This window comes from Rhodococcus sp. 66b, from assembly GCF_002076325.1.
GTDB lineage: Bacteria > Actinomycetota > Actinomycetes > Mycobacteriales > Mycobacteriaceae > Rhodococcus_F > Rhodococcus_F erythropolis.
Genome location: NZ_MUZB01000003.1, coordinates 226,802 through 253,736, shown reverse-complemented (window position 1 = coordinate 253,736; position 26,935 = coordinate 226,802). Strand labels below are relative to the sequence as shown.

Below are 26,935 nucleotides of genomic sequence, written 5' to 3'. Positions count from 1 at the left end.
GCGTCCCCGCGGGGACGCTTCTCGGCATCAGAGAGTGTGACCGATCAAGAAGTGAGATCGAGGGCGGCGCGAACGATGCTGTCGGAGTCGAGGCCGTGGTACCGGTAGACGTCTTCGAGTGAACCGACCTGACCGAACCGGCTCACTCCGAGCGCAGCACCCGGGACATTGTTGATTCCCGTCAGGAACGCGAGGGTGTGCGGGTGCCCGTCGAGAACGGTGACCATCGGCGCGGACCGGCTACTCGGGAAGATCTGATCCAGGATCCACGACGGACCGTCCGCGAGACCGCGCCGAGACTGGAGTGCTTCGAAGAGCAATCCGGGGCTGGTCACGCACACGACGTCGGCGGAAATGCCTTGCTCGCCCAGTCTTTCGGCGGCGACAAGTGTTTCGGTGACGGTGGCACCCATGCCGACCAGGGTGATGGCCGGATCAGGGTTGTGCCGCAGCGTGTACGCGCCGGCCACCACCTGACGTCGGCGGCGTTCTCGCGCAGCCGGATCGGTCGGCACCGCGGCCAAGGCCTGATCGACCGGACGGGTCGACAGACGCAGATAAGAAGAGCTGCCGTCTGGTCGGCCGAGGCGTCCGATGCTGTCGAGGAGCGTCCACTCCACGTCGACGGCGAATGCCGGTTCGAAACTGACGCATCCCGGCTGTTCGAGTCCGATGGATGGGGTCTTGATCGACTGGTGCGCACCGCCTTCGGCTGCCAGGGTGACGCCCGACGGAGTGCCGACCATGATCGACTGTCCACCGGCGTAGATGCCGTACGACCACGGTTCGAGAGCCCGCTCGATGAAGGGGTCGTACATCACGCCGATCGGGAAGAGCGGCTGGCCCCAGCGACTCCAGGTTGCACCGAGTTCGCCCATCAGTCCGACCAGGTTGGTCTCGGCGATACCGAGTTCCATGTGCTGACCGGTGGGCTTCTCACGCCAGTGCATGATCGTTTCGGCGTCGTCGGCAAACCAGTTGTGCCGCTCGTTGGGGGACCACACCCCGACCTTGTTCAGCCACCCTGCCAGGTTGGTGGTGGAACTGACGTCCGGGCTCAGTGTGACAACACGTTTCGCGGCGTCCGGCGCCTCTCGGCTGAGGTCGAGTAGCACCCGGCCGAGAGCTGCCTGAGTGGTGGATGTGCCGGAGGGGGTACGGCCGATGTCTTTCGGAACTGCCGGGGGCATCAGATGCTCCACCTTCGGGCGAGCCAGGCGCTCAGCGGTTTCGGCGCAGATGCGGCCAGACGGGCCGTCCGCCTCGAACCGTTCCCAGGGCTTCGACGGATCCATGCCGAGTTCCGCCGCCAGAATCTCGTACTGCTCGGTGGTGAGCAGCGACGAGTGGTTCTGCGGATGGCCCTGCGTCGGCAGGCCCCGGCCCTTGATCGTGTACGCGATGATCACGGTGGGACGGGTGTCGTCGATCTGCGCGTACGCCTCTCGCAGAGCGTCGAGGTCGTGGCCACCGAGATTGCGGATGGCCTCGAGCACCGTGGCGTCGTCGAGGTCGTTGATCAGCGACGTGATCGCGTCGGCGTCCGCCGCGTCGCCAGGCAGCCTCAGACGGACCTCGTCGGCCGTGCATCGCAGCAGACGCTGATACTCCGGATTCGGCATGTCCAGGATTCGTTCGCGCAACGCGGTGCCGCCCGGCCGGGTGAACAGTGATTCCAGGAGCGCGCCGAATTTCACGGTGATGACCTGCCAGCCGGCGCCCGAGAACATGCGTTCCAGGCGGGTTGCCGCGATGTTCGGCACCACCCGATCGAGCGATTGGCGGTTGAGGTCGACGATCCACACGATCTCACCCAGTTCGGCGACCGAATGATCGAGAACTGCTTCCCACACAGCGCCCTCGTCGAGTTCGGCATCACCGACAAGGGAGTACTGACGCCCGGTTCCGGCGCCGCCGAGGGAGGCGTCGACGTATCGGCGTGCGATGGCGCCCCAGATGGGAGCCGTCGCACCGATTCCCACAGATCCGGTCGAATAGTCCACCGGATCGGGATCTTTTGATCGACTCGGGTAGCTCTGCAGGCCCCCGAACTCGCGCAGCGTTGTCAGGTACGACTCGTCGAGTTCACCGAGCAGATAGTTGATGCCGTGGAGCACCGGAGCCGCGTGCGGCTTGACGGAAACCCGGTCGCCGGAACGAAGTTGGCCGAACCACAGCGACGTCATGATCGAGACCATCGACGCGCACGAGGCCTGGTGGCCGCCGACTTTGAGCCCACTGGGATTCGGACGGACACGGTTGGCGTGATGGATCATCGCGGTCGACAACCACAGAACACGCTTCTCGATCTCCGCCAGTGGATCGGGAGCGTTCTGGTTGATGCTGGGGCTGTTCACGGCCGGTCCTGCCTTCAATAGTTGACATCGATCGCCACACCGCCTGTACCCCAGATCATGGGGCCGACGATGTGGTTGTGATGTTTGGCAGGACTTCCTGAGGCCGAACCGTTCGGCGCGGCAAAGTCCAGCCGCACCTGTCGATCTGTTGTGCAGATTCTGCGTCAAAGTCCATCATCGGCATACAGATTGGGCAATAGCTACCCAGTGGATTGAGCAATGTGCGCAACACCGAGGCCTGTGCGCCGTGCGAGGTGGGCACTATGCGCAGTGCACTGCGAGTCGTGCGCGCTCAATCCATCAGATCGTGGACGTAGCACCAGCGCCAGGATTCGCCGGGCTCGTGCGAGCGCATGACCGGGTGCGCGGTGTCGCGGTAGTGGTTGGTCGCGTGCTGATGGGGGCTGGAATCGCAGCACCCGACGTGGCCGCAGGACAGGCACATGCGCAGGTGAGACCAGTTATCCTCGCCCAACTCGGCGCACTCCTGGCAGACGCCGGGCGTCAGCGCCGCCGGGTCCGTTTCGGGCCCATTGGTTAGTTCCTCGCAACCGGTCGGAGCGGGTGCGGGCTGCTGTGTGCGAGCTGCTGCTCGCTTCAGGATTTTCTTCATCGCCTTCCATACTGCATGCTGCCAGAGTGAACGGCATATTACTGGGGGTTGTAGTAGCGGCGTTGCTGGTGGCGGCGGTCGCGCGAAGGTTCGGATTGTCTTCGCCGCTGATCCTTGTTCTGGTCGGTTTGATCGCCTGCCAGATACCCGGTGTTCCGGAGTTGGAGCTCGATCCGGACCTCGTCCTGTTCGTCGTGTTGCCTCCACTTCTGTACTCGGCGGCGCTGGACAGTTCATACCTGGCACTGCGGTCCAATCTGCGTCCGATCGGATTTCTCGCAGTGGGGCTGCCCCTGGCGACGACGGCAGCGGTGGGCTTTGTCGCCTACCTGATCGTGCCGGAGTTCTCGATTGCGGCCGCACTGGTTCTCGGCGCCATCGTGGCGCCGCCGGACGCGGTGTCCGCGAGCGCAATCGGACGCAAGCTCGGTCTGCCGCGCCGAATCATGACCCTGCTGGGCGGGGAGAGCCTGCTCAACGACGCCACCGCTCTGACTGCCTACAAGGTCGCTCTCGCGGCGGCGGTGGGTACCGGTGCGACACTGATCGGCGGCTTCGAGACCTTCCTCGTCGCAGCGGTCGGTGGAACGGTGATCGGCCTCGCGGTGGGCTTTGTCATCTCGAAGGTTCGCGGCAAACTCCAGGATCCGGTGATGGAGAGTGGAATCGGATTGGTGGTGCCGTTCTTCACCTACCTGGCTGCTGAAGAGGTCCACGCGTCGGGCGTCATCGCGGTCGTCGTGGCCGGATTGTTCCTCGGCCAGCGCTCCACGCGCGCGAGTTATGCGACGCGCTTGCAGGACACGGCAGTGTGGAAGGCCGTCGACCTGATCCTGGAGTCCTTCGTCTTCCTGTTGATCGGGCTCCAATTGCCCAGTGTTGTCAACGGATTGCAGGGGTACAGCACCTCGATCGTCGTCTGGGCGTCGATTGCTGTGCTCGTGACCGTCGTGGTGGTGCGGATCGCCTGGGTGTTCCCGTTCACGTACGTACCGCGTTGGCTGTCGCCCCGTATCCGAGCGAGGGAGCCGGAGATTTCGGCGCGGGCAGTGTTCGTCGTGTCGTGGGCCGGTATGCGAGGGGTCGTGTCGCTGGCTGCTGCCTTCGCCATTCCGTTGACGGTCAACAGTGGTGAAGACTTCCCAGGCCGTTCGCTGATCCTGTTCCTGACGTTTGTCGTCGTGGTCGGCACGCTGCTGCTGCACGGCCTGACGTTGCCGTGGGTCATCCGTGTCCTCGGTGTGCAAGGAAACGAGGAGCAGTCCGACGCACGCGCCGAGGCGGCGGCTCAGGACAAGGCTGCGCGCGCCGCTGCGGCGCGTCTGGACGAATTGGTCGGAGCCGACGCCGACGACGTCCCTCAGGTCCGCAATCGCGCCGCAGACATCTTGCGAAGCTGGAACACCCACCGTGCGAACTCGGCGTGGGAGCGACTGGGACGCAGCGACGAGGATCTGGGGGAGAGCCCGTCGAACGCCTTCCGCTCGCTGCGCCTCGAGATGATCGATGCCGAGCGAGGTGTGTTCATCGCCGAGCGCGATGCCGGCCGGATCGACGACGAGGTTCTCCGCAAGGTACTTCGAGAGCTCGATCTCGAGGAAGCCACGCTCGACCGGGACTAGACCGGCTGGTCTGATGTCGGTGAGGGTAATCGCTGGCCAGGGTCGGTTTACCTGGCCGTTGAGGCCTGCAACTTAACCGATTCCACTGAGCGAGACTCGATCCAATTTTCTGTGCCTCCCGTCACAGACTGTTTCGTGTTCAACATCACGTCACGGTCTTACCCCGCCTTGGAGGCATTCGAATGAGTCGTAGTTCCCGCCGCGGAAGTCGCAGATTGGCTGCGGCTGCGCTGGCGATCACCGCAAGTATGTTCCTGGCGTCGTGCGCCGACAACGGCTCGAGCAATGGCGGCGGCGAATCCGCTGATTCCGGTTCCTCGCTGAAGATCGGCATGGTCAACGAGCAGGCCGACCCCGGCACTCCCACCAAGGGCGGCACGCTGACGTTCAGCGGCTACTCGGCGGTCACGACTCTCGATCCCGCGAAGGCTCAGGTTGCCGGCGCCACCGGCGGCAGCGAGCTCAGCGCCATCTACGACGTGCTCATGCGCTACGACCCCATCGGGCAGAAGTTCGAGCCCAAGCTCGCCCAGTCGCTCGAAGCGAGTTCGGACAGCAAGACCTGGACGCTGAAGCTCCGCGACGGTGTGAAATTCAGCGACGGAACAGCTTTCGATTCCAAGGCAGTGGCGGACAGTATCAACCGCTACGTCACCAACAAGGGACCGCAGTCGAGCCTGTGGGCTTCCAAGGTTGCCTCGATCGACACCCCCGACGCGACGACCGTCGTCTTCAACCTCGTTGATCCGTGGACGGGCATCCAGTCGATGCTCGCTACCGGACCCGGCATGATCGTCGCCCCGAGCGCGCAGCAGGGTGACCAGTTCACCCCGATCGGTGCGGGCGCGTTCACTCTCGAGAAGTTCGCTCCCAACGAGGAACTGCTGTTGGCTGCTCGCCCCGACTACTACGACGGCGCGCCGAACATCGACAAGCTCAAGCTGATCAGCATCGTCGGCGCTCAGCCCACCGCTGAAGCCCTCAAGACGGGCGGCATCGACGCCGCGTACATGCGTACGCTCACCCCGATCCTGGATCTGATCGAGTCGGGCTACCCCGGCTTCGTCGACATCCCGTCGCTCGGTTACATCGCGAACGTGAACATGGCCCCGGGTCGCCCGGGCTCGGATGTTCGTGTCCGCCAGGCGATGGCGCTTGCCGTCGATCCGGAAACGCTCAACACCCGCGTCAACAACGGCAAGGGACTGCCCGGCCAGGAGATCTTCCAGGACACCTCGCGCTGGCACAACGACGTCGCACCGATCGGTGTCGATCCCGCCAAGGCGAAGGAACTGCTCGATCAGGCGAAGGCCGACGGCTACGACGGAAAGATCACCTTCCTCTCCATCCAGGAACCGTCCGCCCAGGCAACGGCTCTGGCCATCCAGGCAATGCTCAATGCTGTCGGATTCGACGCTCAGATCGAATACGTCACCGGTGCAGGTGATCTGGTCAAGCGGATGTATGCCGATCACGACTACGACATGAGCACCGCAGCACTGAGCCTCGCCGAGGCCGATCCCTACGAGCGTCTGTACACGGGTATCAAGTCCGGCGGCCGTAACAACGCGACCGGCTACTCCGACGCCGAAATGGACGCTCTCCTGGACAAGTTGGGCGTCGCAACCACCGACGACGACAAGAAGGCAGTCCTGGCACAGATTCAGGAACGCGCCAACGAGACCGTCCCGTGGCAGGTGTGGGGCAACGTCGCCGCACTCGACGTCTGGAACCAGAACGTTCACGGTCTCGAGCAGAGCCTCGACGGAATCGTGCTCTTCGACGGAGCCTGGAAGTCCTAGAGAGCCTGAAGTCCTGGAGAGCTTGAACCGAGACCTGAAATCAGAGGAACTGCTGTGTATTGCGAGCTCGCTGTCCGAAGGAGACGAAATCGATGAACATCGGCGCAATAGGTAAGAAATTGGGCCAGCTCGTCATTGTGATCCTGATCGTCAGCTTCGGAACCTTCGTGCTGGCATCACTGATCCCCGGCGATCCTGCTGTCTCCGTTCTCGGTGAAGGCCGAACGCCCGCCGAGTACGAGGAAGTTCGGCAGCAGCTCGGGCTCAACGATCCACTCCTGGTTCGCTATTGGGACTGGCTGACCAGCGCTCTCCAGGGCGACCTCGGTAATTCGCTTGTTCCCCCGCAGCAGGACGTTCTGACTGCGATCGGCTCGGCACTGCCCGTCAGCGTTCAGTTGGCCGTGATGGGTCTGGTCATCGCACTCGTCGTCGCCGTGCCGCTCGCACTCTGGTCGGCGCACCACGAAGGCGGCGTCATCGACCGCGTCATCAGCGCCGCGACGTTCGGTGTTCTTTCCGTCCCGAGCTTCCTCGCCGGTCTGTTGCTGATCATGGTCACCGTCAACTGGCTCGGCTGGTTCCCGCGATCACAGTGGGTGCGCATCGGGGACAGCCTCTCCGGAAACCTCTCACATGCAATACTTCCCGCGATCACCATCAGCCTCCTCGAGATGGCGATGTTCACTCGCGTTCTCCGATCCGATCTGGTGACGACGCTCCGTGAGGATTACATCCTCGCGTCGAAGGCGAAGGGAATGCCCACGCTGCGGGTGCTTTTCAGTGACGCGCTTCGCCCGTCGTCGTTCTCGCTCATCACGATGATGGGTCTGGCTCTCGGCGGCATGATCGGCAGCACCGTGATCGTCGAGACGCTCTTCTCGTTGCCCGGAATGGGCACGCTCATCGTCCGCGCAGCGCAGCAAGGTGATTCGCCGATGCTGCTTGGCGCGGTGGTCGTGATCGCGGTCATCTACGTCCTCGTCAACAGTGCGATCGATGTTCTGTACACCTATCTTGACCCGAGGAGTCGTCGTGTCCATGTCTGAAGTGACGCCAGACGGAGCGGCCCCGTCGCCGGCCCCGTCCGAGGTGATGACATACCGGCAGCAGACAGTCCTGCTGGCTCCCGGTCCCGTCGAGACGTTGGAACAGCCCAAGAATCTGGTCCTGATCGGATCGATTCTCACGGTGATCGGCGTTGCGCTGCTCGGCACCGCACTCTTCGGTTCGGCCATCATGATGACCGTCCGCATCGTGCTCGCGCTCGTTGCCCTGGTTTTCCTCTTCAAGGGTCTCGGCAAACTCGGTACGTCCAAGTGGGGCAGTCAGTTCGATCTCTCGTACTGGTTGGCGTGCATCTGGCTGGCCGCGCTGATCCTGGCCGCGATCTTCGCACCGCTGCTGCCGCTCGGTGAGTACAAGGACACCGTCAAGACCTTGGCCGAGCCGGGCTTCGCCTCGCCGAGCCTGCTCTCCGATCACCCGTTGGGTACCAACAACTTCGGTCTCGACCTGCTTGCCCGCGCTTTGTTCGGTGCCAGGGCATCCTTGACCGTGGCCATCTGTGCCGTACTGATCGGCATGATCATCGGCGGCACCATCGGCGTCATGGCCGGTTACTTCCGCGGCAAGGTCGACGCAGTCGTCGGAATCCTGACCAACTCGCTGCTGGCCATTCCTTCTCTGGTGCTGTTGATCGCACTGGCCGCGGTGCTCACGTCGAACCTGCGCAACATCACCCTCGCACTCTCGATTCTCTGCATTCCCAGCATGGTTCGAATCGCCAGGGCCAACACCATCGTCGTCGCCCAACGGGAGTTCGTGCTTGCCGCGCGGGCCATGGGCGCCACCAAATGGCGCGTCATCTGGCGCGAGTTGGTTCCCAACGTCCTCGTTCCGGTCGCCGCGCTCGGCCTTGTGGCCGTCTCCGGCCTGATTGTCGCGGAAGCATCACTCAGCTTCCTCGGACTCGGTATCGCACAACCTGATCCGACCTGGGGCAACATGATTGCGGAAGGCCAGGGCGGGATCGTGGAGAAGCATCCGTTCATCGTTCTGGTTCCCGGCGTCTTCCTCTTCCTGACGGTGTTCTCCTTCAACCTCATCGGCGAGAAGTATCGGAGTAAGCTGTGACCACTTCAGTTCAGAACGGCGTTCCGCTACTGCAGGCGGACAACATCAGGACCGTATTCGCCACTCCGCGTGGCCAGTTGCGAGCAGTCGACGGTGTCTCGATCCACGTTTCCGCCGGTGAAACTCTCGGTATCGTGGGTGAATCCGGTTCCGGCAAGTCGGTTCTCGGACGCACCATCATGGGTCTGCTGCAGAAGGGTCCGGCTCTGGACATCAGCGGGACGGTGACGTTTGCCGGCCGCGACATGTCGACCATGAAGAAGTCGGAGATGAAGCACTTCTGGGGACCCGAGATCGCCATGGTCTTCCAGGATCCGATGACCTCGCTCAATCCGTTCAAGCGCATCGGTACCCACATCACCGAATCCTTGAAGTTCCACCTGGGTCTGAAGAAGGACGCGGCCCGCGATCGCGCTGCGGAACTCCTGTCGATGGTGGGTATCCCCGAGCCCAAGCGTCGGCTCGATCAGTACCCCCACGAACTTTCGGGCGGTATGCGTCAGCGTGTGGTCATCGCGATGGCCCTGGCCTGCGAGCCGAAACTGCTGATCGCGGACGAGCCGACCACAGCTCTCGACGTGACCGTGCAGAAGCAGATCCTCGACCTGCTCGCCTCGCTCAACGACAAGCTCAACATGGCCGTCATCCTGATCAGCCACGACCTCGGTGTGGTCTCGGGACGATCGGATCGCGTCGCCGTCATGTACGCCGGGTCCGTCGTGGAAACGTCGGCCACCGAGGAGTTGTTCACTCGTCCGCGCCACCCGTACACCGAAGCGCTTATGGCCGCGATTCCGCGACTCGAATCGCCGACGCACACAGTGCTGCAGACAATTCCGGGTGGACTCCCGGACATGACGAAGCCGATCACCGGTTGCCGCTTCGCCGCTCGCTGCCGGTACGCACAGGACGACTGCCTGACCGGCGAACCGGCTCTGGCTCCCGGTGGCCTGGGAGACAACACAACCGAAAGCCACACGTTCGCGTGTCACTACCCGGTCGACACCCCTGAAGGCACAACGGCATTGGTCGCCAACGAGAAGGCCGGCACTACCGCAGCGGGCCTGACGCTCGCGGTGAAGGAGATGGTCTGATGACTGCAGCAACCGAAACCAGAAAGCCCGAGACGGTGGACGCGGCCCTGACGGTCGAGGACCTGGTCGTCGAATTCAACGTCGGCAAGGGGCAGACCGTTCACGCTGTGTCTGGGATCAGCTTCACCGTCGCTCCGGGTGAAACCTTGGGCGTTGTCGGTGAATCCGGCTGTGGCAAGTCCACAGCGGGCCGGGCGATCATGCAGTTGCCCTCACCGACGTCGGGCTCCATTCGCCTCGGAGAGACGGAAATGACAGAACTGGGCGCGGAAGAACTGCGTCGCAGCCGCACGCAGTTGCAGATGATCTTCCAGGACCCGATCTCCTCCCTGAACCCTCGTCGCAAGGTCAAGGCTCTCATCACCGAGGGTCCGTCGATCTGGGGCGGAAAAGACAAGGCTGCCATCGAAGCTCGGGCACGCGAGGTTCTTGCCGAGGTCGGGTTGGACCCGGACATGGTGTGGGACCGAACCCCGCGCGAACTCTCGGGCGGACAGTGCCAGCGTGTGTGCATCGCCCGCGCGTTGATGCTGGACCCCAAGGTCCTGATCTGTGACGAGCCGGTCTCGAGCCTCGACGTCTCCGTGCAGGCGCAGATTCTGAACCTGCTCGAGGATGCGAAGAAGCGTCACGGGCTGTCTTTGCTGTTCATCGCTCACAACATGGCCGTCGTGAAGAACATCAGTGACCGCGTGATGATCATGTACTTGGGCCGCGTCTGCGAAATCGTTCCCGCAGAAGACATGCAGAACCGTGCGCTGCACCCGTACACGCAGCTACTGCTGTCGTCGATTCCCGATCCTGATGCCACCGTCACCGCAGCGCAGAACGTCGAGCAGAAGGTCATCGAGCTGCCGTCGCCGCTCAATCCGCCCAGCGGCTGCCGGTTCCGTACTCGGTGCCCGCTGGCCACGGATCTCTGCGCCGAGGAAGTTCCCGAACTTCGTCTCGTCCAGGGCGGTCATCAGGTGGCGTGCCACAACGTGTGACTACACGCGAAGCATGTTGCGTACGTGACCGGTTTCGTTGATCGACCCGACCCTGCGGCTTCCGTCCCGGGAAACAAGAATTCGCGTGACGGACACGTACTCGATCGGGAAGGTCAACGGACGCTCCAGCCCGAGTAGTTCCTGCAGAACGATATTGATGACGCCGCCGTGGCAGAAGATCGCCACGGTGGCGTTGTTGTCGGTTGCGGCGACGACGTCGTCGATCGCACCGAGGACTCGCGCACGAAAAGCGTCGCCGTCCACCGACTCGGGTAGCCATCCGGCCTTGATGCGCGCATACGTTTCCGGTGCGCGTTCCAAGACCTCGTGCATCGGGATGTAGTGGGGCTGCTCGTAGTCGTACTCCGCCAGACCCTCGAGCTGGGTGACCGGAAGATCCAATGCCTGCGCTACCGGGTCCGCAGTCTCGAGTGCGCGCTTCTGCGGGCTACTGAAGAGCCCGGTGATCCGGTAGGGGGCCAAAGCCGCAGGCAGCCGAAGTGCCTGCACGCGACCGGCGTCGGTCAGTGAGGGATCGGCGAAGCCTTCGGTGACCTCGGCCAGTTCGGGGAGCGCGTGTCGGATCAGGAGTAGTTGCACCCACGTCACCTTGCCATGTACAGATCGACGGCCACCACGAGGTTTCGGCCTTCGCGTTTCGCCTGGTACATGGCGGTGTCGGCGATGTCGAGCAGAGCGTCCATCTCGGCCATTGCCTGATCTACCCAGGCGACTCCGATACTGACCGTTCCGGCGAAGCCGCGGATGGATCGGGAGTGCGCCTCCTGCCTCTGTCTGATGCGTTCTGCCAGGGCAATTGCTTCCTCGAATGTGCAGTCGGCGGCGGCGACGGCAAATTCCTCACCGCCAAGGCGACCGGACAGTCCCAGTCCTTCGGTAGTGGCGAGGAGGGTGTTTCCGAACTGTTCGAGGACCGAATCTCCGGTGAGGTGGCCGAGGTTGTCGTTGATCGATTTGAAGTGGTCGAGATCGAGCATCATGACGGCGATCGATTTTCGCGCTGTGTGTTGGGTGTCGAGGAGTTCTTGCGACTGGGTCCAGAATGCATGTCGGCTCAGCGTTCCGGTCAGGGCGTCGCATTCGGCGATGCGTTGGAGTTCACGTTCAGCGCGTCGCTGTGCGCCCGTGGCGACGGCTACGGCGATGGGGGAGAGCGCCATCAAGATGACGGAGATTCTGGTGGTTACACCTTCGCTGAGCAGATGAACCGGATCGGCCAGGGCCAACCGCCCCTGGCCGGCCATGATCAGCGCCCACGCGCTCCACCCAGCCGCGAGGAGCGAAGTGCTGAACAGCGAGACGCGCATCGCGCACCACAAGAGCGCCGGCATCGGAAGCAGCAATGCGAGGGCTCCCTGCACTTCGAGGGCCAGCGGGAGGCAGGCGAGGAGGGCTGCCAGCGGCAGAAGGATCTGGGCGACCCGTCGAAGTCGCAGATTCTGCCGCACGGACGGCCCGAACGTACGACGGACGTGGTCGAACGGAGGTGCGGAAAGAAGGATGGGCAGCACGATCAGATAGGTGCACAGGTCGGCGAAGAACCAACCCACCAATTCCGTTCCCGCACCGCTTCCTTCGTGGAGTTGAGTGCGCAGCGCGCTCGCGGACCCAGCCGTGAACGACGCCAGAACCGAGACGACGAAGATTCTGGTCGTGTACTTGGTCTCGGAGATCCGCCGCGGAAAACAGCCGAGCAAGTTCGCGGCGATCAATCCTGTCGTGACGCCGACCAGATTGATCGCATTCAGTTCGAAGGCCCTCTGCACGGGGCTTCCGGTCGCAAGATCCGCCGTCAGCAGCGCGGCGCCGCCGACAGCGAGTCCGATCGGCGCAAACGAGCGTGGGTTACGAAGGAGAATGCCCAGAAGGATCGCGTTGGCGGGCCAGAAGGTCGACAGAAACCCGGGCGGACGGGCGGCGATGCCGGCGAGGGCGACAACGAGTATGGCGACGAAGATCAGCGACGAGCGCACCCGGGTTGTCGAACGATCCATGGCCAGCCTGTCGTAGAAAGCAGAAGCTGTCCGAGCCTAGCAATGATCCGGCTACTGTCCGAGTTGTACGTTGAAGTGTCATTCCCGAGGGTTCGGCTGCGTGAGGCGCCGAATCAAGTTCGCCAACTCCTCGGGCTGATCGATCATCGCGTGGTGATGCGCCGGGCGCAGGACGTGAAAACTCCCGCCGAGGTAGGTGGCGAGTTTCTGCTGCTTTGCCATCCAGGCGATGGACCAGGGAGTGGTGTGGCCAGTGTGTGCGGCAACGACGCTGAGGTCGATGTCGGGCAGTGGATGCTTGCTCGAGCGTCGTAAAGCGGTGAGCTCCAGCGCCATATCGGTGTACGCGACGTATTCGATCATCGCCGCCTCCAGATAATGAGGTTCGCGGTAGATCTTCCTGACCCATTCGAGGGTGGCTTCGGACGACCCGCTCGGCGGCACGGACTGGTTGAGGATCTTGCGCGTCGTGGTGCCGAGGAGTCGTTGGAGCCCGGTGGTGCTGAACGAAGCCGCGGCGGCCCGGGAGGCGATCAGCAGCAGGTCGCGGGGGAAAAGACGTTTCGGTTCTTTCTCGGCACTGGAATCGAGGAGCAGCATCCCCGCCGCCCGATCGGGGAACAGTCGCGCGAAGCCTTCGGCATAGAAGCCGGCGATGGAGTGGCCGACGACGACGGCCGGCCGTGCCAATCCCAGAGTGTCGAGCACGTCGCGGATCCGCTGAGCTTCGCCGCGGACGGTCGGCACTTCGGAAGACGGCTCGCTGAGTCCGAAGCCCGGGCGATCGAAGCGGACGACGGTGTGGTCCGACTGGAGATGACGCGCGCAGTCATCCCAGTCGAACCAGTTGCCCGCCAGTCCGCCGCACAGGACGACGACGGGACCGTCGCCCTCGGCAAGAACATGAAGTCGGCTCTCGCCGACCTGCAAGATCTCGCCCGGTGGTTTCACGTGGAACAATTCCGGCACGTGAGAATCCGGACTACTGACGCGGTTTCGCGAGGGGGAAGGCCAGCGTCTCGCGGATGCTGCCGCCCGTGATCAGCATGACGATTCGGTCGACGCCCATCCCGAGACCACCCGTCGGCGGCATCGCGTGTTCGAGGGCCTGAAGGAAGTCCTCGTCCAATTCCATCGCTTCTGGATCACCGCCGGCCGCGAGCATCGACTGCTCGGTGAGCCGGTTGCGCTGATCCACGGGGTCGGTCAACTCGCTGTACGCGGTTCCCAGTTCGACACCCCACGCCACGAGGTCCCACTTCTCGGCGACGCCGGGGATGCTGCGATGCGGCCGGGTGAGCGGAGACATCGAGGTGGGGAAGTTGGTGTAGAACGTCGGGAACTCCGTGTAGTCCTCGACCAGGTGCTCGTACATCTCCTGCGCGATGGCGCCGGTATCCCAGCTGGACTGGTACGGAATCTCGTTGGCGTCGCACAGCTTCTGCAGGTCTTCGAGACTCGTCTCGGGGGAGACGTCGACACCAAGCTTTTCGGCGACGGCGCCGTGCATCGTCTTCACCGGCCACTCGCCGGAGATGTCGACCTCGACCAATTCGCCGTCCGGGCCGGGTCGCATGATGATTTCGCGCCCGAACGCTGCGACGGCCGCCGCCTGGATGAGCTCGCGGCACATCCGCATCATGCCCTCGTAGTCGCTGTGCGCCTCGTAGGCCTCGAGGATCGTGAATTCGGGATTGTGTTTGAAGTCGACGCCCTCGTTACGGAACACGCGGCCGATCTCGAACACCTTCTCCATACCCGCGACGCACAACCGCTTGAGGTACAGCTCGGGTGCGATGCGGAGATAGAGGTCGAGGTTGTAAGCGTTGATGTGTGTCAGGAACGGAGCGGCGTTCGCGCCGCCGTGCACCTGCTGCAGGATCGGGGTCTCGACTTCGAGGTATCCGCGACCACCGAGTGAATCGCGCAGCGACTTCACTACGGCGCTTCGGGCCTCGAGCAGTTCGCGGGCCTTCGGGTTGAGGGCGATGTCGAGGTACCGCTGGCGGACTCGGGTCTCGGGATCCGAGAGGCCCTTCCACTTGTCCGGCAGCGGGTGCAGGCACTTGCCGTTCATGCGCCACTCGGCGGCGATGAGCGACAGCTCGCCCTTGCGGCTACGCCCGATGGTTCCGCTCACTTCGATCAGGTCGCCGAGATCGAACTCGGCGGCGAACTCCGCCAGCTTCTCCCGGCCGACGTTGTCCTGGTCGACCAGGACCTGGATGTCGCCGGACCAGTCGCGCACGTCCGTGAACACGACTCCGCCGTAGTCGCGAACCCTCAGCAGGCGTCCCGCGATGCGTACGCGGGTGCCCTCCGGCGACTTCGCTGCGGCTGCGATCGTATGCGTCGGCGGGTAGGCGACGGGGTAGGCGGCGATTCCTTCGTCGGCCAGTTGCGCGAGTTTGTTCATGCGCACGCGGACCTGCTCGGGTCGACGCGGACCGTTGGTCGTGAACGACGGCGCCGAGTCCGGCGGACTGCCGTCGGCGTGCAGTCCTTCGGAAGTCACCAGAGCTGCCGGCACCGCCGCATGTGTTCCGGTGTGCTTGACGACCTGGCTCGACTTGCGCCCGAAACTGGGCAGAACCACAAAGCCTTCGGCGATGGCCGACGCGAATCCGACGCGTGGAAGCTCACGGTTGTCCTCGAAGCAGAGAAAGCGCGGCTCCCAATCCGGCTGGTACTTCACGTTGGAGCGGTACAGCGCTTCGAGCTGCCACCAGCGGGAGAAGAAGACGAGCACCGAGCGCCAGATGCGGAGGATCGGGCCGGCGCCGATGCGCGAACCTTCCTCGAACACCGAGCGGAAGACGGCGAAGTTGAGCGAGACCCGCACGACGCCGATCTCGTCCGAACGTGTGGCCAACTCCGAGACCATCAATTCGACGACACCGTTGGGCGCCGTCGGCTTGCGACGCATCAGGTCGAGCGAAACGCCGTTCGGTCCCCACGGCACGAGCGAAAGCATGCCGACGACGCTTTCGTCCTCCGTGCCTTCGCCCATGACGGCTTCGACGAGGAGGCAGTCGCCGTCGAGGTGATCGCCCAGTCGGCCGAGTGCCATGGAGAAGCCGCGCTCGGTGTCGGTGTCACGCCAGTCGTCCGCGCGGATGATGACGGCCGCCATGTCCTCCGGCGGGATGTCGCGATGGCGTCGCATCCGCACGGTGACGCCGTGGCGCCTGACGCGGGTGACGGCCTGGCGCACCGGGCGCATGTCGCGTCCGTTGAGGTTGAACTCGCGGGTGCGCAGGATCGCTTCGTCGCCGAGTTGCAGGACGCTCAAGCCTGCCTTCTTGTACGCCGTCGCCCCGGTTTCGCTGGCGCCCATAACGGCTGTCGCCCAGCCGTACTGCGAGGCCAGGTCCTGCCACGCTTCGATGGCGTGCGGCCACGCTTCGGGATCGCCGATGGGATCACCACTGGCGAGGCAGACGCCGATTTCGACGCGGTAGGTGATCGCGGCCTTGCCGCTCGGCGCGAAGATGACGGCCTTGTCGCGGCGGGTGGCGAAGTAAGCGAGGGAGTCGTCGGCGCCGAAGTTCTGGATCAACCCGCGGATCGCGGACTCGTCGTTGCCGGTGAGGGCGTTGTTGGAGCGTTGCGCGCGGAAGAGCGTCATAACCGCGGCGAGTAGTGCGATGGCGCCGAGGAGACCGAGGACCGTGTTGACGAAGACGCGTGGGTGGCCGTCGAACACCTCGTTGTCGACCGAAGCCGCCGCGGTGACGCGGTTCAGGGCCCAGAGGAATCGCTGGTTCTGCGGCAGGTCGCCCGGGAAGAGTTCGACAAGGCCCCAACCGATCACGGTCGCGACGGCCATGCCGCCGATCAGTACGCCGAGCGCTTTCCAACCGGCGCCGCGTCGTACGCGTGTGTAGAACTCGGGCCTCGCGGCGATGAGGATTCCGATCACGACAAGCAAAACGACAGCGGCGACGGCGTTGTTCGGGTTCTTGTCGACGATCGTGGAGGCGATGTTGGTGAGGGTGATCAGCGCGAGGTAGATCGTCAGCAGCCACCAGGCGATGCGCTTGCGACTCGCGAGGGCCGCGGCGAGCAGGGCGACGACGAGCGCCCACGACAGGCTCGTATCCGGTGCGTCGAAGTAGTAGCTGTCGATGTATTCGCGTGGGACGCGGAGGATGTGCCGCAGAACCGGCGAGATGCTCCACAGGAACACCAGTACGGAGAAGACTCCGAGGATCAATCCCGAGATATGGGGAACCTGGCTGAACCGCCCTTTGCGGAATCGCCGCGCCTGGCGCGGATTTTCGGGTGGCGATTCCACCAGCTCTGCAGTGGTGTCCGATACCTCGGTCAATGGTGCCATCGAGCTTCCTCTCCTACCGGTCGATCAGATCCTCACGCTAAGTGTGGTCTGTCGTGTCCAGTTTTGTGGGAGGAGGAAGATGATTGACATGACCGACAACATTCCAGCAGTACCCATCCGCGACGAAATGATTCGGCTCGGTCAGTTTCTCAAGCTCGCGAACCTCATCGAATCGGGCGCGGAGGCCAAGGAAGTGATCGCCGACGGCATGGTTTCGGTCAACGGTGAGGTCGAAGATCGTCGGGGCCGCCAGCTTCGTGACGGCGATGTCGTCGAGATCGGCGGGATGGCCGCCAAAGTGGAAGCCCCCGCCTGATCCCGCGACTTCTGACTAGCTTTCGCGAACGACGACGCCGTCCTGGTCGCTGTAGACGATCTCGCCGGGGTTGAAGGTGACTCCGCCGATTTCGATCGGCACGTTCTTCTCGCCCGAACCGGTCTGGGTGCTCTTGCGCGGGTTGGTGCCCAGCGCCTTGACGCCGATGTCGAGGGTGCGCAGGATCGCCGAGTCGCGGACAGCTCCGTTGACGATGACTCCGGCCCAGCCGTTGTCGACGCCGCGGCCGGCGATGATGTCGCCGACCAGGGCGGTGTGGATGCTCGCGTCACCGTCGACGACGAGGACTCCACCGTTGCCCGGTTCGCTGAGGGTCTGCTTCACGAGCAGGTTGTCCTGGAAGCACTTGATGGTGGTGATGGGGCCGGCAAACACTTCACGTCCACCGAACTGGGTGAACTGCGTGTCGCAGCTACGGATGTCGGGTCCGATCTCGTCGGCAAGGTCAGCGGTCGCTACAGGCTCGGTCATGCCCCACAGGATAGTCGGCGGGGCTCGGGCCTAGTGGGCCTCGGGGAGGGTTCTCAGGCCAGTACGCCTGACGTGGGGGACGTCTGCGAGTTACGCGACGGCTTGATCGAAAACCTTTCAGCACCACGCGCCATCCGGTAGACATCGACGGTGGACACTTCGCGTTGGTACCGATCGTTCGCGGAAGTGGAGGCTCGAGGGAACTCTGCGATCTACGAGGAATGGGGCACCGGCGTATCGGAGGATCCAGCAGTCCTCGCTCTGATAGATCGGCTACCAGAACCCCGCAGGCAACCCAACCTGATATTCGGGGCGTGCCGTCACCTCGGTGCCCCGGTCGCGCCGTATGCGTTGTTTCGCCGGTGGCTGAGCGACAACTGGTCCGAGGTGGAACAACTCGCGCAGACCAGGACTACACAGACGAATGAAGCTGGCCGCTCTGCCGTGTTGCTTCCCGTCCTCGGGTTGTTGAAGGGCCCGCTCTCCCTCATCGAAGTCGGTGCTTCGGCGGGCCTGTGCCTTTACCCTGACCGCTACAGCTTTCTCTACGACGGCACAAAGTATCTGCATCCAGTCGATGGTCCGTCCACCGTTCTGCTGGAGTGTGCGACGACCGGCAGTCCACCAATTCCGGAGAGAGTCCCAGACGTGGTGTACCGGGCGGGCATCGACCTGAACCCACTCGATGTAGGCAACACCGACGACATGAGATGGTTGGAGAGTCTTGTGTGGCCGGAACAGGACCACCGCCGGCGGCGATTGCGCGACGCAGCGGCACTCGCTCGTGTGGATCCGCCTCATCTGGTTCGCGGAGATCTCACGTCGGCTGTTGCCGATCTGGTCCGGCGTGCGCCACAGAACACAACGGTCGTGGTCTATCACAGTGCAGTCCTCAACTATCTGACCCTCACTGCCAGAGAGGAATTCGCAGAAACTGTTCGTGCTTTGCCATGCCACTGGATAGCCAACGAAGGTCTTGGGGTTCTGCCCGAAGTCGATGCCAAGTTGACGGCATCACCAGAGTCGCGCCGTGGCAAATTTGTTGTCTCTCTTGACGGCACACCCCGCGGGCTAGCTGGTGGCCATGGGCAGTCCCTCGACTGGTTAGACCAAACCCGCACGGCGCCAGCAGGTTAGGTGCTGGGAAGTATGCCGTTCAGCACTATGTCGGCGAGAGAATCGGCAAACGGTCCCGGGTCCGAGACGTCACGAACCGACAGCGCGAAGATGGCCGCGCCCGCCATGATGTCGAGAAGAGCGTCGGCGTCGACGCCGCTTCGGATGTCGCCGCGCTCCCTCGCCGCCTCCAGTCGACGGTTCAGCTCGACTCTGACTCCGGCCAGTTGCCGCACCACTAGAACGTCGCGCAATTCCGCGTTTGTTCGCACCTCGCTCATGAGCCCGGGCGCCGCGGCCCGGGTGGCAGGAGCGGCGAACAGTGCCACCGCGCCCTGCACAAGCGCGCGAATCTGATCCGCGATCGTGCCCTCGGTGCCGAGTTCGGTGTCGATGTCCGCGCCTTGTTCGATGTCGAGCACCGGGTAGATCGCGTCGTTGACGATGTGTGCCTTCGACGGCCACCGACGGTAGATGGCCGGACGCCCCACTCCGGCACGCGTGGCGATGGCGTCGATGGACGTGCCCGCATACCCCTTTTCTTCCAACAGTTGCCTGGTCGCGTCCAGTACTGCGTCGTCGATTGCAGGGTTTCGCTGCGGGCCCAGGCGGTGCTGAGTTTCGGAATCTTTGGACATTTTGGGCAAATCCCTTGCGGTATCGCTGTGATGGCCGTTACATTCTGTCACGGCTTTAGTCGATACATATTGTATCGACTATCGGCACGTGCGCATCGGCGCCACCGAACCACGAGGAGTGGTGATGAACCTTCGAACCGAAACAGAAACCTCAGGCGAAGATCCCGACTACGCCGAATTCGCCAGGCCCGGCGAATCCCGCAATGACCCGGCCGAGATGCGACGCAGCCTCGAAGGCTGGCTCGCGAGCGTGCTGTGGCGAGGCTCGAAACCTTCCGTGACCTCGGTCGAGGTGCCCGCCGCGAACGGCATGTCCAACGAGACCGTGCTGTTCGATGCGACGTGGATCGAGGACGGGATTCGAGCCGAGCATCGCCTGGTCGCCCGCATCGCCCCGCGAGACAGTGCGGTACCGATCTTCCCGTCGTACAACCTGGACCAGCAGTTTCGGGTCATGAGCGCTGTCGCAGCTCACACGTCGGTGCCGATCCCGCGGGTCTACTGGTCCGAGAGCAACCCGGACGCGCTCGGCGGCGAGTTCTTCGTGATGGAACGGCGCGAGGGCGAAATCCCGCCAGACGTCATGCCGTACACGTTCGGATCCTGGCTCTCGGAGGCTTCAGCGGACGACTGTTCTCGACTCCAGCAGTCATCGGTCCAGGTGCTGGCGGAGTTGCACGCTATGGCCGATCCACACCTCGCTCTCCCCGAGTTGTGTCGCGATGGTGCCGAACCGACTGGGGCAGAAGCTCTTCGCGCGCACCTCGAGGACCAGCGACGCTATTACGAGTGGGCAACAGCCGACGGACCAGGATCTCCGTTGATCGAGCGCGGCTTCGACTGGATCGAAGCGAACTTTCCCGCCGATGCCGGTTCCGCAGTGCTCTGCTGGGGTGACTCGCGGATCGGAAATGTCATCTACCGCGACTTCGAACCAGCGGCGGTCCTCGACTGGGAGATGGCCACACTGGGGCCGCGTGAACTGGACCTCGGCTGGATGATCTTCCAGCACAGGTTCTTCGAGGATCTCGCTGCCATGGCCGGACTCCCCGGAATGCCGGATTTCCTTCGTCGCGAGGCCGTGGCAGAGGTCTACGGCTCGCTTTCCGGCCACCAGGTTGCGGATCTAGATTTCTACATCGTGTACGCCGCGCTGCGGCATGCGGTGATCATGTTCCGAGTCCAAAGTCGCGCAGTGGCTTTCGGTCAGGCGGAATTCCCCGACAACCCGGACGAGATGATCCTGCACCACAAGACACTCGAAGCCATGCTCGACGGCACCTATTGGGAATCGCTCGCTACAGCCACGCTCACAACAGCGTCGGTCGCAACAGGAGATGCACGATGACACTGTCCCCGCTCGACGACTACCCGGTACATCAGATCGCCGAGACCATCCGCCACGTGGGCACCTCGGATCGAAACTTCTACGACCGCTACTACTTCAACTGCCATGCAGGCGTCGACGGCGACAGCGAGCCGCTGTTTCTCATCATCGGTCTCGGTCAGTACCCCAATCTTGGTGTGTGCGACGGCTTTGCGGTTCTTCGGCGCGGCGACGACCACTTCGTCTTCCGGGCATCCCGCGCCTTGGGTTACGATCGTATGGACCTCTCAGTAGGCCCGTTGAGGATCGAGATCATCGAGGGTCTGCACCGTCTGCGGGTGGTGTTGGACCCGAGTCCCGAAGCGCCGGACCTGAGCTTCGACCTCACCTTCGAGTCCGACGGCCCCGCCAATCTCGAGGCCAGACATTTCCATCGCCAGCTCGAACGAGTCACCTTCGACACCCAACGATTCGTGCAGACCGGAACATGGTCCGGATCCCTGACCGTCGACGGCGACGTCATCCCGGTCACCCCGGAGACGTGGCGGGGTAATCGCGATCGATCCTGGGGTGTTCGACCGGTCGGCGAGGCGGAACCTCCTGGACGCAAGGCGGATCCGTCGATCGCCGGTAGTCAGAACTTCTTCTGGATCTACTCGATCATGCAATTCGGGGACTTCACCGTCGTCACGGTCGTTCAAGAGGATCAGCAGGGACGCCGAATTCTGGAGGATGCGACACGCGTCTGGGCGGATCGTTCGCGCGAGCCGGAGTGGTTGGGTCGACCGGACCACCAGCTCACCTTCATTTCCGGCACCCGCGAGGTGAAGAGCGGAACTCTGTACTTCCGGCGTCCCGGTGCACCAGGAGAATCCGACCACATCCTGGAGATAACCTGCGAACCGATTCTGCCCAACTACATCGGTGTCGGTACGGGCTACGGACTCGAGCAGGATTGGCGCCACGGGATGTGGCAGGGCGAACTGGTGGTTCAGGGCCTGCGAGAGAAGGTTTCGGACATCGAACCGTGGAAGAAGATGCTGTGCCCGGTCGACAACTTGGCCCGGTTCACCCTTGTAGGAGACGGCGTAACTCGCACCGGGACAGGACTGTTCGAGGTAGCAGTCATCGGACCCCATCAGCGATACGGGTTCACCGGAATCGGTGACGTCGCACCGTAACTCCAGCTCACCAAACCACAAATCCCAAACTACAGCGAGAGGTACTGCCACATGTCCACACGCTCACGAATATTGTTCGCTCGCACTGCGAAGGCCGCCGCACTTGTTGTCACCGGAGGCCTGTTGTTTGCCGCTCCCGCCACGGCCGTCCCGCTCGACTTGGGCTCTCTCAACACGGGATCGGTCGATCTCGGCTCGCTCGATCCTGTGCTCGCGCCGACACCGAACTTGGCCTCCGTGGCCAACTTTCGCGACGTCGCCGGCAATGACGGTAGGGGATACGCCACCGTCGACGGCTCGCACCTCAAGCGCGGCGTCATCTACCGGTCCAATGCGCTGACCGCGACCAGCGACGCAGACAAGGCGACGCTCACCGGCCTCGGACTTGCCGACGCCTATGACCTCCGCGGTTCAACCGAGATCTCCAACCCATTCATCGGTGGCGCGGACAAGCTCCCGGACGGTGTGACGTACACGAACATCCCCATCGAGTTCAAGGATCTCACTCAGCTCGCCACAACGATCAAGTCGCCGGAAGAGGCCAAGCAGTTCTTGGTCGACACCAACCGCAGTTTTGTCACCGACCCTGTGCGCCGCGCCGGCTTCAAGCAGGTTCTCTCGGACATCGCTGCTGGTGACGGGGTGCAGTTGTTCCATTGCACTTCAGGCAAGGACCGCACGGGTTGGACCGCGATGTTGCTGCAGACCATCGCGGGTGTCCCCGCCCAGACGATCATGGACGACTATCTGTTGAGCAACACCTACCTTCAGGCGACCAACGAGAAGATCCTTGCGCAGATCTCTCAGGCTCTGAGCCCGCAGGTAGCGACCAATCTCGAGCCGGCCCTCGGTGTCGATGCGTCGTACCTGGAAGCTGGACTCGCGCAGATAGCCAGCGATTACGGAACCGTCGACGGTTATCTCACCGAAGGTCTCGGACTCACTGCGGACACGATCGCACTTCTGAAGGCCAAGCTCGTCGACTAGTTGCGCGCCGCTAAAACGCTTGAACGAACGAGTACCAGTCGCCGTCGAACTCCTGGTATCCGATCTCGCCGTCGCGGCGGGGCTTGCCGAGATATGGTGCGCCGTCGGGTAAGTACGCCAGTCCGATCGAATCGATCAGACCGCCCTCGATGTGGAAGCGGCACCCGTTGCCGACGGGCCAGACCTGCAGGACCCGGTAGACGCCAATTGTTCGGTTGTCCAACGACTTCTGGCAATCCGCGGCCACTGCTTCGAGCGAATCTTTCGACAATGCAAACGCAACACGCGAGGGGACGGACAAGGTCACGAGCGCGCCGGTGACGAGGACTATCACCGGCGCGATCGTGCTCAAACGCAGGGTTTTGTACTTCATCCAGCCAATCAGGCTGAGTATCAACCACACTCCACCCAAACCGAGTAACACTGAGGCGGCGAGCGCAAAGAATGGAAAGTACACAACCGGCGGCATAAAGGACCACACGATGACGCCGCATGTGAGAGCGACAAGCACTGCGATGACAACTGCCATCACCTTCCACCAGGATGCCGGACCTCCGCGCTCAGTTGTCGGATCACCGTCAGTCATCGGACAACCCTTGCACAAGGCAGTAATTGTGGGGTGGCAACGAATGGAATTGTTGCCGCTGGTTTACGTCGAGGCCGTCGTGCGTTGATCCGAGAGTTGGTCACTTTCAGCGCCGGCTATCTCTCTGATGCCGGAGGGTATGGTCGGATTGTGAACCAGGATCTGATCATTCGCCGCTACCTACCCTCGGATGAGGATGTGGTCGTCGACCTGTGGTCGCGCGCTGCCCGTGAAGCCCATCCATTCCTTGCAGGCGAGGGGACCGGTGAGCGGGAGCAGAAGATGCGAGAGGTCTATCTGATTCAGGCCGACAATTGGGTGGCTGAGCACAACTCCGAAGTTGTCGGCCTGTTGGGAATGATCGGCTCCGAGATCGGGGGACTGTTCGTCGCGCCGGCGTCGCAAGGGTTGGGCGTCGGTCGGGCGTTGGTGGAACACGCCACAACCATGCACGGCGAGGTGACACTCGAGGTTTACACCCTCAACGATCGCGCCCGCAGGTTCTATGCGCTGATGGAGTTCGAAGAAGAGGGGCGCCGACTCGACGCCGAGACAAACCATGAATTGATCACCCTGCGTCGTACTGGTCGCGACTCCTCCCAAGCGCCGGCATGAGAAATACGGATCAGCCCAGCACGGGCCTGACATTGTGCACAGATCTGACGGCTACCGATTGGCTGGTCGATCAGGATTTGCCTTGGTATCAGTTGGCTGGGCGCGGCCCGATCGGATTTCCGAAGTATGCGCGCCTGCGGTTCATCCCAGATCCGAGCTTTCCCGGTCAGAAATCCAATGATGTCGATTTCGATCAAACCGGGCCGGAAGAGAAAGTGCTGATCGGCTTCGCCCTGGATGTGTTGTCCACTTACACAACCACACCCGACGAGTGCTATTTCTGTATGTGGACCGGGTGGGGGTCGGCAGTCGGTGATGACGTTCCGCGGTTCGAGATCCCCAATCGTGACTACTGGCTCTTCCGTGGAACGCTGGCCGACTACGCCGATTGGAGCGTGGAGAACTCAGCTCGTTGGCCGTGGGGTTCTTCCCCTGATCCGGCCTTCATCTGGCCGGCGGATCATGCATGGTGCATAACCAATGATGTCGACCCACATTTCGCGATCATCGCCGCCCCTGAGGAAGCGATCATTCGAATTGTGGCCGATTCGCGGATCGATGCCGTCCTCGACGACCCGGATATCGTTCCGCCGTATTGGCACTGACGACCGATCACGGCCAAGTCTCGAGTTCGACTACCAGCGTGTTCCAGCGGACGCCGAAATTTGTGGGGACCCGACCCGTCTCGCAGTACACCGTCGGCCCGTCGAAGACGACGTTGAAGAGACCGGAATGAATTGTCGTCAAGAGTGTTTCGTGTTGCACGAGGTGGCCGGGCCGCGCTTTCACCCGTACGCGCCCGGTGGGCTGAGTGCGGTATTGCGTCCAGAGGTAGCGATCCCACACCAGGCAACCTCTCAACCGCACCTCGCCGACGCTTCCGACATCGTCGCCGATCAGTGTCGTAAATCCGTGTCCGAGATGGGCTATGTGCTCAGTGCGGCCGTCGATTGTCACGGTCGCGATGCGTGCATCGATTTCGCAGCACACCTCGGCAGGAAGGTCCAACATTTCGGGACTGGCCCAGTAGGTCGTCGGTTCGCAAGTATCGCCAGGCATGGGGGTGTCGCGCCACGGTTCGAGATCCTCGAGCATCCAGAGTTGCGCCACCGTGCAAGTATCCCAACGCGTCTACGCTTGGGCTTGCTGGTCTGCCTGCAGGTGCTTGACCGGGCATCCCGTGGGGAAGGTGCCGAGGTCTTCGACCTTGTAACCGCTCGGGTAGCTGCGAATGTTGGGCAGCTCGCGGGCGAATTTCCGCTTCGTGCGCACCGGGAAGAAACGCAGCAGACGCGCGCGGACTTTCAGCGCGCCGCGCGAGACGACGCGCATCGCGGTGCTCGGGTGCTTGTAGTGGAAGGCGTCGAGTAGGTGATCGTCCATGAGGGCGAACGCGAATCCCTTGACCAGAGCCTTCGGCGCCAGGTTGTTGGGCGGGAAGGTGCACATCAGGTCGAGGGTGGAATCAGCGACGGCCCGCGCTCCGGAGTCGAATGAAAAGTGTTCGCGCTCATAGTCGTCGAGAAGTTTGACGAACCCCTCGTAGGTGTCCGGCGTGTCCTTGATGTTCATGTACCGACCCAGGTGGCGGTAATAGTTCGTCGACCCGACGATCTCGTTGTCGGTCATCTTCCGCCAGCCGTACTCGTCGAGCCATCTGACCGGCGTGACGACAAAGGTGGCCAGAACGTAGAGCATGTCGTCGTTGGAGATGTCGTACGAACCGTGCATCTGATTCATACGACGCACGCTCTTGCGGCCTTCGGTGCTGCTGAGGCCGTGCTCGAGGATGGCGTCGAGGATCAGGCTGGTGTCGTCGTAGCGCTTCTGAACCTTGTCGGTGAACTCCCCGGTGGAGAAGAGAAGTTTGCCGATCGAGGGAACGGCGTACGTGCGAAAAAGGGCGAAGCTGAGCGCCTGATTGATGTCCCAGGGAAACTCTTGCGCCGCGAGAATGCGCGACATCTCTTCGTAATCGGTTTCGGGATCGAGTCGATCCGTGCGACTGCGGAGGTCGTAGCGCTTCATCTGAACACTCCCTGGGACTGGTCTGCGCGCTGCAGAGGTAGGTGTGAGCTGCACCACCGACTGTAGTTCTGACAACACGCGTTGTCTAGGGGTGTGAATAGTCGACTTTCCATCGTTTCGGGCGTTGTACCAGGGGTATCCGGAAAGTGTTGTCGACCCGAGGAGCAGCTATGAGCGTCACACGCACGGCCGGGGTTTTTGCGGCCATCGGATTACCGATTGCCGCGAGCGTCATGTTCGCCGGAGTCGCCTCGGCTGATCCGCCCCACCCTTTCGGCGGCGCAGCCGTCACCATCGGGTGCCCGAATCAGGGGTCACTGGCCTCGTTGACCGGGCTCACCGGCCAGTCCGGACCAGAGTCCAATCCGCCCATCGCCAAGGGTGATATTCGCTTCGATTCGTTCCCGGCAGCTGCGCCCATTCCGGCGGCGGGTCAGGTGACCGTTGCGTGGGTCAACACCGACACGGGTAAGTCCGGAATCGTCGACCTGGTAGGGGCGTACCCGTATCTCTCTGCGACGGTGAATACCGGCGTCGGCAATGTCGTTGCGACGGCGTTCGGTTCGATCAATTGGGGCAGTAGTCCCATCTGCCAGTCGAATCCGACGATCGGCAGGTTCATAGCCTGATCTTCGGCCCCTGATCGTCACAGCCTGAACGGGCACAGGGTTGGCGGTATCGC

Annotated in this window: 25 protein-coding genes; 14 read left to right on the top strand and 11 right to left on the bottom strand. The window is 63.0% G+C overall.

The window, feature by feature from the left end; translation table 11 throughout:
* Nucleotides 1-44: 44 nt before the first annotated feature.
* The gene (locus B0E55_RS06935; RefSeq protein WP_080909346.1) at nucleotides 45-2,357 is read right to left on the bottom strand and encodes a transketolase-like TK C-terminal-containing protein; all 2,313 of its coding nucleotides are present in this window, start codon (nucleotides 2,355-2,357) and stop codon (nucleotides 45-47) included.
* A gap of 292 nt (nucleotides 2,358-2,649) precedes the next feature.
* Nucleotides 2,650-2,970 (bottom strand): UBP-type zinc finger domain-containing protein, encoded by a 321-nt coding sequence (locus B0E55_RS06930; RefSeq protein ID WP_080909345.1) that lies wholly within the window; start codon nucleotides 2,968-2,970, stop codon nucleotides 2,650-2,652.
* A gap of 26 nt (nucleotides 2,971-2,996) precedes the next feature.
* Between B0E55_RS06930 and B0E55_RS06925 the strand changes: the two genes are divergently transcribed.
* The 6 genes from B0E55_RS06925 (at nucleotide 2,997) to B0E55_RS06900 (ending at nucleotide 10,613) form a co-directional block, all read left to right on the top strand.
* Nucleotides 2,997-4,592, top strand: coding sequence for a Na+/H+ antiporter (locus B0E55_RS06925; protein WP_021332637.1), 1,596 nt, complete (start codon nucleotides 2,997-2,999; stop codon nucleotides 4,590-4,592).
* Between the two features lie 182 nt (nucleotides 4,593-4,774).
* Nucleotides 4,775-6,394, top strand: a complete 1,620-nt coding sequence (locus tag B0E55_RS06920) for an ABC transporter substrate-binding protein (protein WP_020968021.1) — start codon at nucleotides 4,775-4,777, stop codon at nucleotides 6,392-6,394.
* A 92-nt stretch (nucleotides 6,395-6,486) separates the two neighbouring features.
* Nucleotides 6,487-7,443, top strand: a complete 957-nt coding sequence (locus tag B0E55_RS06915; RefSeq protein ID WP_019746259.1) for an ABC transporter permease — start codon at nucleotides 6,487-6,489, stop codon at nucleotides 7,441-7,443.
* Nucleotides 7,436-8,530: an ABC transporter permease gene (locus B0E55_RS06910; protein ID WP_020968023.1), complete on the top strand. Its 1,095-nt coding sequence runs from the start codon at nucleotides 7,436-7,438 to the stop codon at nucleotides 8,528-8,530. The genes B0E55_RS06915 and B0E55_RS06910 overlap by 8 nt, the downstream gene beginning before the upstream one ends.
* Nucleotides 8,527-9,624 carry an ABC transporter ATP-binding protein gene (locus B0E55_RS06905; RefSeq protein ID WP_019746261.1) on the top strand — a complete coding sequence of 366 codons (1,098 nt, stop codon included), beginning with the start codon at nucleotides 8,527-8,529 and terminating at the stop codon, nucleotides 9,622-9,624. The genes B0E55_RS06910 and B0E55_RS06905 overlap by 4 nt, the downstream gene beginning before the upstream one ends.
* Nucleotides 9,624-10,613: an ABC transporter ATP-binding protein gene (locus B0E55_RS06900; RefSeq protein WP_080909344.1), complete on the top strand. Its 990-nt coding sequence runs from the start codon at nucleotides 9,624-9,626 to the stop codon at nucleotides 10,611-10,613. Before B0E55_RS06905 ends, B0E55_RS06900 begins: the two co-directional genes overlap by 1 nt.
* Here B0E55_RS06900 and B0E55_RS06895 read toward each other — a convergent pair whose 3' ends face one another.
* The 4 genes from B0E55_RS06895 to lysX all read right to left on the bottom strand — a co-directional run bounded on the left by B0E55_RS06895 (nucleotide 10,614) and on the right by lysX (nucleotide 16,967).
* Nucleotides 10,614-11,213, bottom strand: a complete 600-nt coding sequence (locus tag B0E55_RS06895) for a histidine phosphatase family protein (RefSeq protein WP_020968024.1) — start codon at nucleotides 11,211-11,213, stop codon at nucleotides 10,614-10,616.
* Nucleotides 11,214-11,218: 5 nt separating this feature from the next.
* On the bottom strand, nucleotides 11,219-12,628 hold the full coding sequence (locus tag B0E55_RS06890) for a GGDEF domain-containing protein (RefSeq protein ID WP_020905658.1): 1,410 nt from the start codon (nucleotides 12,626-12,628) through the stop codon (nucleotides 11,219-11,221).
* 78 nt (nucleotides 12,629-12,706) lie between these two features.
* On the bottom strand, nucleotides 12,707-13,597 hold the full coding sequence (locus tag B0E55_RS06885) for an alpha/beta fold hydrolase (protein WP_080909343.1): 891 nt from the start codon (nucleotides 13,595-13,597) through the stop codon (nucleotides 12,707-12,709).
* Nucleotides 13,598-13,610: 13 nt separating this feature from the next.
* Nucleotides 13,611-16,967 carry a bifunctional lysylphosphatidylglycerol synthetase/lysine--tRNA ligase LysX gene (gene lysX / locus B0E55_RS06880; RefSeq protein WP_047889516.1) on the bottom strand — a complete coding sequence of 1,119 codons (3,357 nt, stop codon included), beginning with the start codon at nucleotides 16,965-16,967 and terminating at the stop codon, nucleotides 13,611-13,613.
* An 88-nt stretch (nucleotides 16,968-17,055) separates the two neighbouring features.
* Here lysX and B0E55_RS06875 point away from each other — a divergent pair, with 88 nt between their 5' ends.
* A complete protein-coding gene (locus B0E55_RS06875) occupies nucleotides 17,056-17,283 on the top strand; it encodes an RNA-binding S4 domain-containing protein (protein ID WP_003943569.1) in 228 nt (75 codons plus the stop codon).
* Nucleotides 17,284-17,298: 15 nt separating this feature from the next.
* On the opposite strand, the gene rraA is transcribed toward B0E55_RS06875, so the two are convergent.
* Nucleotides 17,299-17,775, bottom strand: coding sequence for a ribonuclease E activity regulator RraA (gene rraA / locus B0E55_RS06870; RefSeq protein ID WP_003943552.1), 477 nt, complete (start codon nucleotides 17,773-17,775; stop codon nucleotides 17,299-17,301).
* 150 nt (nucleotides 17,776-17,925) lie between these two features.
* On the opposite strand from rraA, the gene B0E55_RS06865 reads away from it, so the two are divergent.
* Nucleotides 17,926-18,912 (top strand): DUF2332 domain-containing protein, encoded by a 987-nt coding sequence (locus B0E55_RS06865; RefSeq protein WP_080909342.1) that lies wholly within the window; start codon nucleotides 17,926-17,928, stop codon nucleotides 18,910-18,912.
* Here the strand turns inward: B0E55_RS06865 and B0E55_RS06860 are convergent.
* A complete protein-coding gene (locus B0E55_RS06860) occupies nucleotides 18,909-19,529 on the bottom strand; it encodes a TetR/AcrR family transcriptional regulator (RefSeq protein ID WP_080909341.1) in 621 nt (206 codons plus the stop codon). The genes B0E55_RS06865 and B0E55_RS06860 overlap by 4 nt on opposite strands.
* Nucleotides 19,530-19,653: 124 nt before the next feature.
* Here B0E55_RS06860 and B0E55_RS06855 point away from each other — a divergent pair, with 124 nt between their 5' ends.
* Genes B0E55_RS06855 through B0E55_RS06845 form a run of 3 tightly spaced genes read left to right on the top strand, consistent with a single transcriptional unit; the run spans nucleotide 19,654 to nucleotide 23,024 of the window.
* A complete protein-coding gene (locus B0E55_RS06855) occupies nucleotides 19,654-20,877 on the top strand; it encodes a phosphotransferase family protein (RefSeq protein ID WP_080909429.1) in 1,224 nt (407 codons plus the stop codon).
* A complete protein-coding gene (locus B0E55_RS06850; protein ID WP_080909340.1) occupies nucleotides 20,874-22,037 on the top strand; it encodes a hypothetical protein in 1,164 nt (387 codons plus the stop codon). The genes B0E55_RS06855 and B0E55_RS06850 overlap by 4 nt, the downstream gene beginning before the upstream one ends.
* A gap of 51 nt (nucleotides 22,038-22,088) precedes the next feature.
* Nucleotides 22,089-23,024 carry a tyrosine-protein phosphatase gene (locus B0E55_RS06845; protein ID WP_080909339.1) on the top strand — a complete coding sequence of 312 codons (936 nt, stop codon included), beginning with the start codon at nucleotides 22,089-22,091 and terminating at the stop codon, nucleotides 23,022-23,024.
* A gap of 10 nt (nucleotides 23,025-23,034) precedes the next feature.
* Here the strand turns inward: B0E55_RS06845 and B0E55_RS06840 are convergent, their stop codons facing one another.
* The gene (locus B0E55_RS06840; protein WP_241896027.1) at nucleotides 23,035-23,610 is read right to left on the bottom strand and encodes a hypothetical protein; all 576 of its coding nucleotides are present in this window, start codon (nucleotides 23,608-23,610) and stop codon (nucleotides 23,035-23,037) included.
* Between the two features lie 150 nt (nucleotides 23,611-23,760).
* On the opposite strand from B0E55_RS06840, the gene B0E55_RS06835 reads away from it, so the two are divergent.
* Nucleotides 23,761-24,225, top strand: a complete 465-nt coding sequence (locus B0E55_RS06835) for a GNAT family N-acetyltransferase (RefSeq protein ID WP_021332653.1) — start codon at nucleotides 23,761-23,763, stop codon at nucleotides 24,223-24,225.
* On the top strand, nucleotides 24,222-24,830 hold the full coding sequence (locus B0E55_RS06830) for a hypothetical protein (RefSeq protein WP_042950232.1): 609 nt from the start codon (nucleotides 24,222-24,224) through the stop codon (nucleotides 24,828-24,830). The genes B0E55_RS06835 and B0E55_RS06830 overlap by 4 nt, the downstream gene beginning before the upstream one ends.
* 7 nt (nucleotides 24,831-24,837) lie before the next feature.
* On the opposite strand, the gene B0E55_RS06825 is transcribed toward B0E55_RS06830, so the two are convergent.
* Together B0E55_RS06825 and B0E55_RS06820 are read right to left on the bottom strand one after the other, a co-directional pair.
* Nucleotides 24,838-25,335: a hypothetical protein gene (locus B0E55_RS06825; protein ID WP_080909338.1), complete on the bottom strand. Its 498-nt coding sequence runs from the start codon at nucleotides 25,333-25,335 to the stop codon at nucleotides 24,838-24,840.
* Nucleotides 25,336-25,356: 21 nt separating this feature from the next.
* Entirely contained in the window at nucleotides 25,357-26,253 is an 897-nt protein-coding gene (locus tag B0E55_RS06820) for an oxygenase MpaB family protein (protein WP_029537326.1), read from the bottom strand.
* A gap of 170 nt (nucleotides 26,254-26,423) precedes the next feature.
* Here B0E55_RS06820 and B0E55_RS06815 point away from each other — a divergent pair, with 170 nt between their 5' ends.
* A complete protein-coding gene (locus B0E55_RS06815; protein WP_019746277.1) occupies nucleotides 26,424-26,882 on the top strand; it encodes a hypothetical protein in 459 nt (152 codons plus the stop codon).
* Nucleotides 26,883-26,935 lie beyond the last annotated feature (53 nt).

Excerpts from the sequence above, each read along its gene's own strand:
- B0E55_RS06820 (WP_029537326.1), bottom strand. The coding sequence starts at position 26,253 with ATGAAGCGCTACGACCTCCGCAGTCGCACGGATCGACTCGATCCCGAA.
- B0E55_RS06815 (WP_019746277.1), top strand. The coding sequence starts at position 26,424 with ATGAGCGTCACACGCACGGCCGGGGTTTTTGCGGCCATCGGATTACCG.
- B0E55_RS06840 (WP_241896027.1), bottom strand. The coding sequence starts at position 23,610 with ATGACTGACGGTGATCCGACAACTGAGCGCGGAGGTCCGGCATCCTGG.
- B0E55_RS06900 (WP_080909344.1), top strand. The coding sequence starts at position 9,624 with ATGACTGCAGCAACCGAAACCAGAAAGCCCGAGACGGTGGACGCGGCC.
- B0E55_RS06910 (WP_020968023.1), top strand. The coding sequence starts at position 7,436 with ATGTCTGAAGTGACGCCAGACGGAGCGGCCCCGTCGCCGGCCCCGTCC.
- B0E55_RS06860 (WP_080909341.1), bottom strand. The coding sequence starts at position 19,529 with ATGTCCAAAGATTCCGAAACTCAGCACCGCCTGGGCCCGCAGCGAAAC.
- B0E55_RS06930 (WP_080909345.1), bottom strand. The coding sequence starts at position 2,970 with ATGAAGAAAATCCTGAAGCGAGCAGCAGCTCGCACACAGCAGCCCGCA.
- rraA (WP_003943552.1), bottom strand. The coding sequence starts at position 17,775 with ATGACCGAGCCTGTAGCGACCGCTGACCTTGCCGACGAGATCGGACCC.
- B0E55_RS06920 (WP_020968021.1), top strand. The coding sequence starts at position 4,775 with ATGAGTCGTAGTTCCCGCCGCGGAAGTCGCAGATTGGCTGCGGCTGCG.
- B0E55_RS06890 (WP_020905658.1), bottom strand. The coding sequence starts at position 12,628 with ATGGATCGTTCGACAACCCGGGTGCGCTCGTCGCTGATCTTCGTCGCC.
- B0E55_RS06845 (WP_080909339.1), top strand. The coding sequence starts at position 22,089 with ATGTCCACACGCTCACGAATATTGTTCGCTCGCACTGCGAAGGCCGCC.
- lysX (WP_047889516.1), bottom strand. The coding sequence starts at position 16,967 with ATGGCACCATTGACCGAGGTATCGGACACCACTGCAGAGCTGGTGGAA.
- B0E55_RS06830 (WP_042950232.1), top strand. The coding sequence starts at position 24,222 with ATGAGAAATACGGATCAGCCCAGCACGGGCCTGACATTGTGCACAGAT.
- B0E55_RS06915 (WP_019746259.1), top strand. The coding sequence starts at position 6,487 with ATGAACATCGGCGCAATAGGTAAGAAATTGGGCCAGCTCGTCATTGTG.
- B0E55_RS06855 (WP_080909429.1), top strand. The coding sequence starts at position 19,654 with ATGAACCTTCGAACCGAAACAGAAACCTCAGGCGAAGATCCCGACTAC.
- B0E55_RS06850 (WP_080909340.1), top strand. The coding sequence starts at position 20,874 with ATGACACTGTCCCCGCTCGACGACTACCCGGTACATCAGATCGCCGAG.
- B0E55_RS06875 (WP_003943569.1), top strand. The coding sequence starts at position 17,056 with ATGACCGACAACATTCCAGCAGTACCCATCCGCGACGAAATGATTCGG.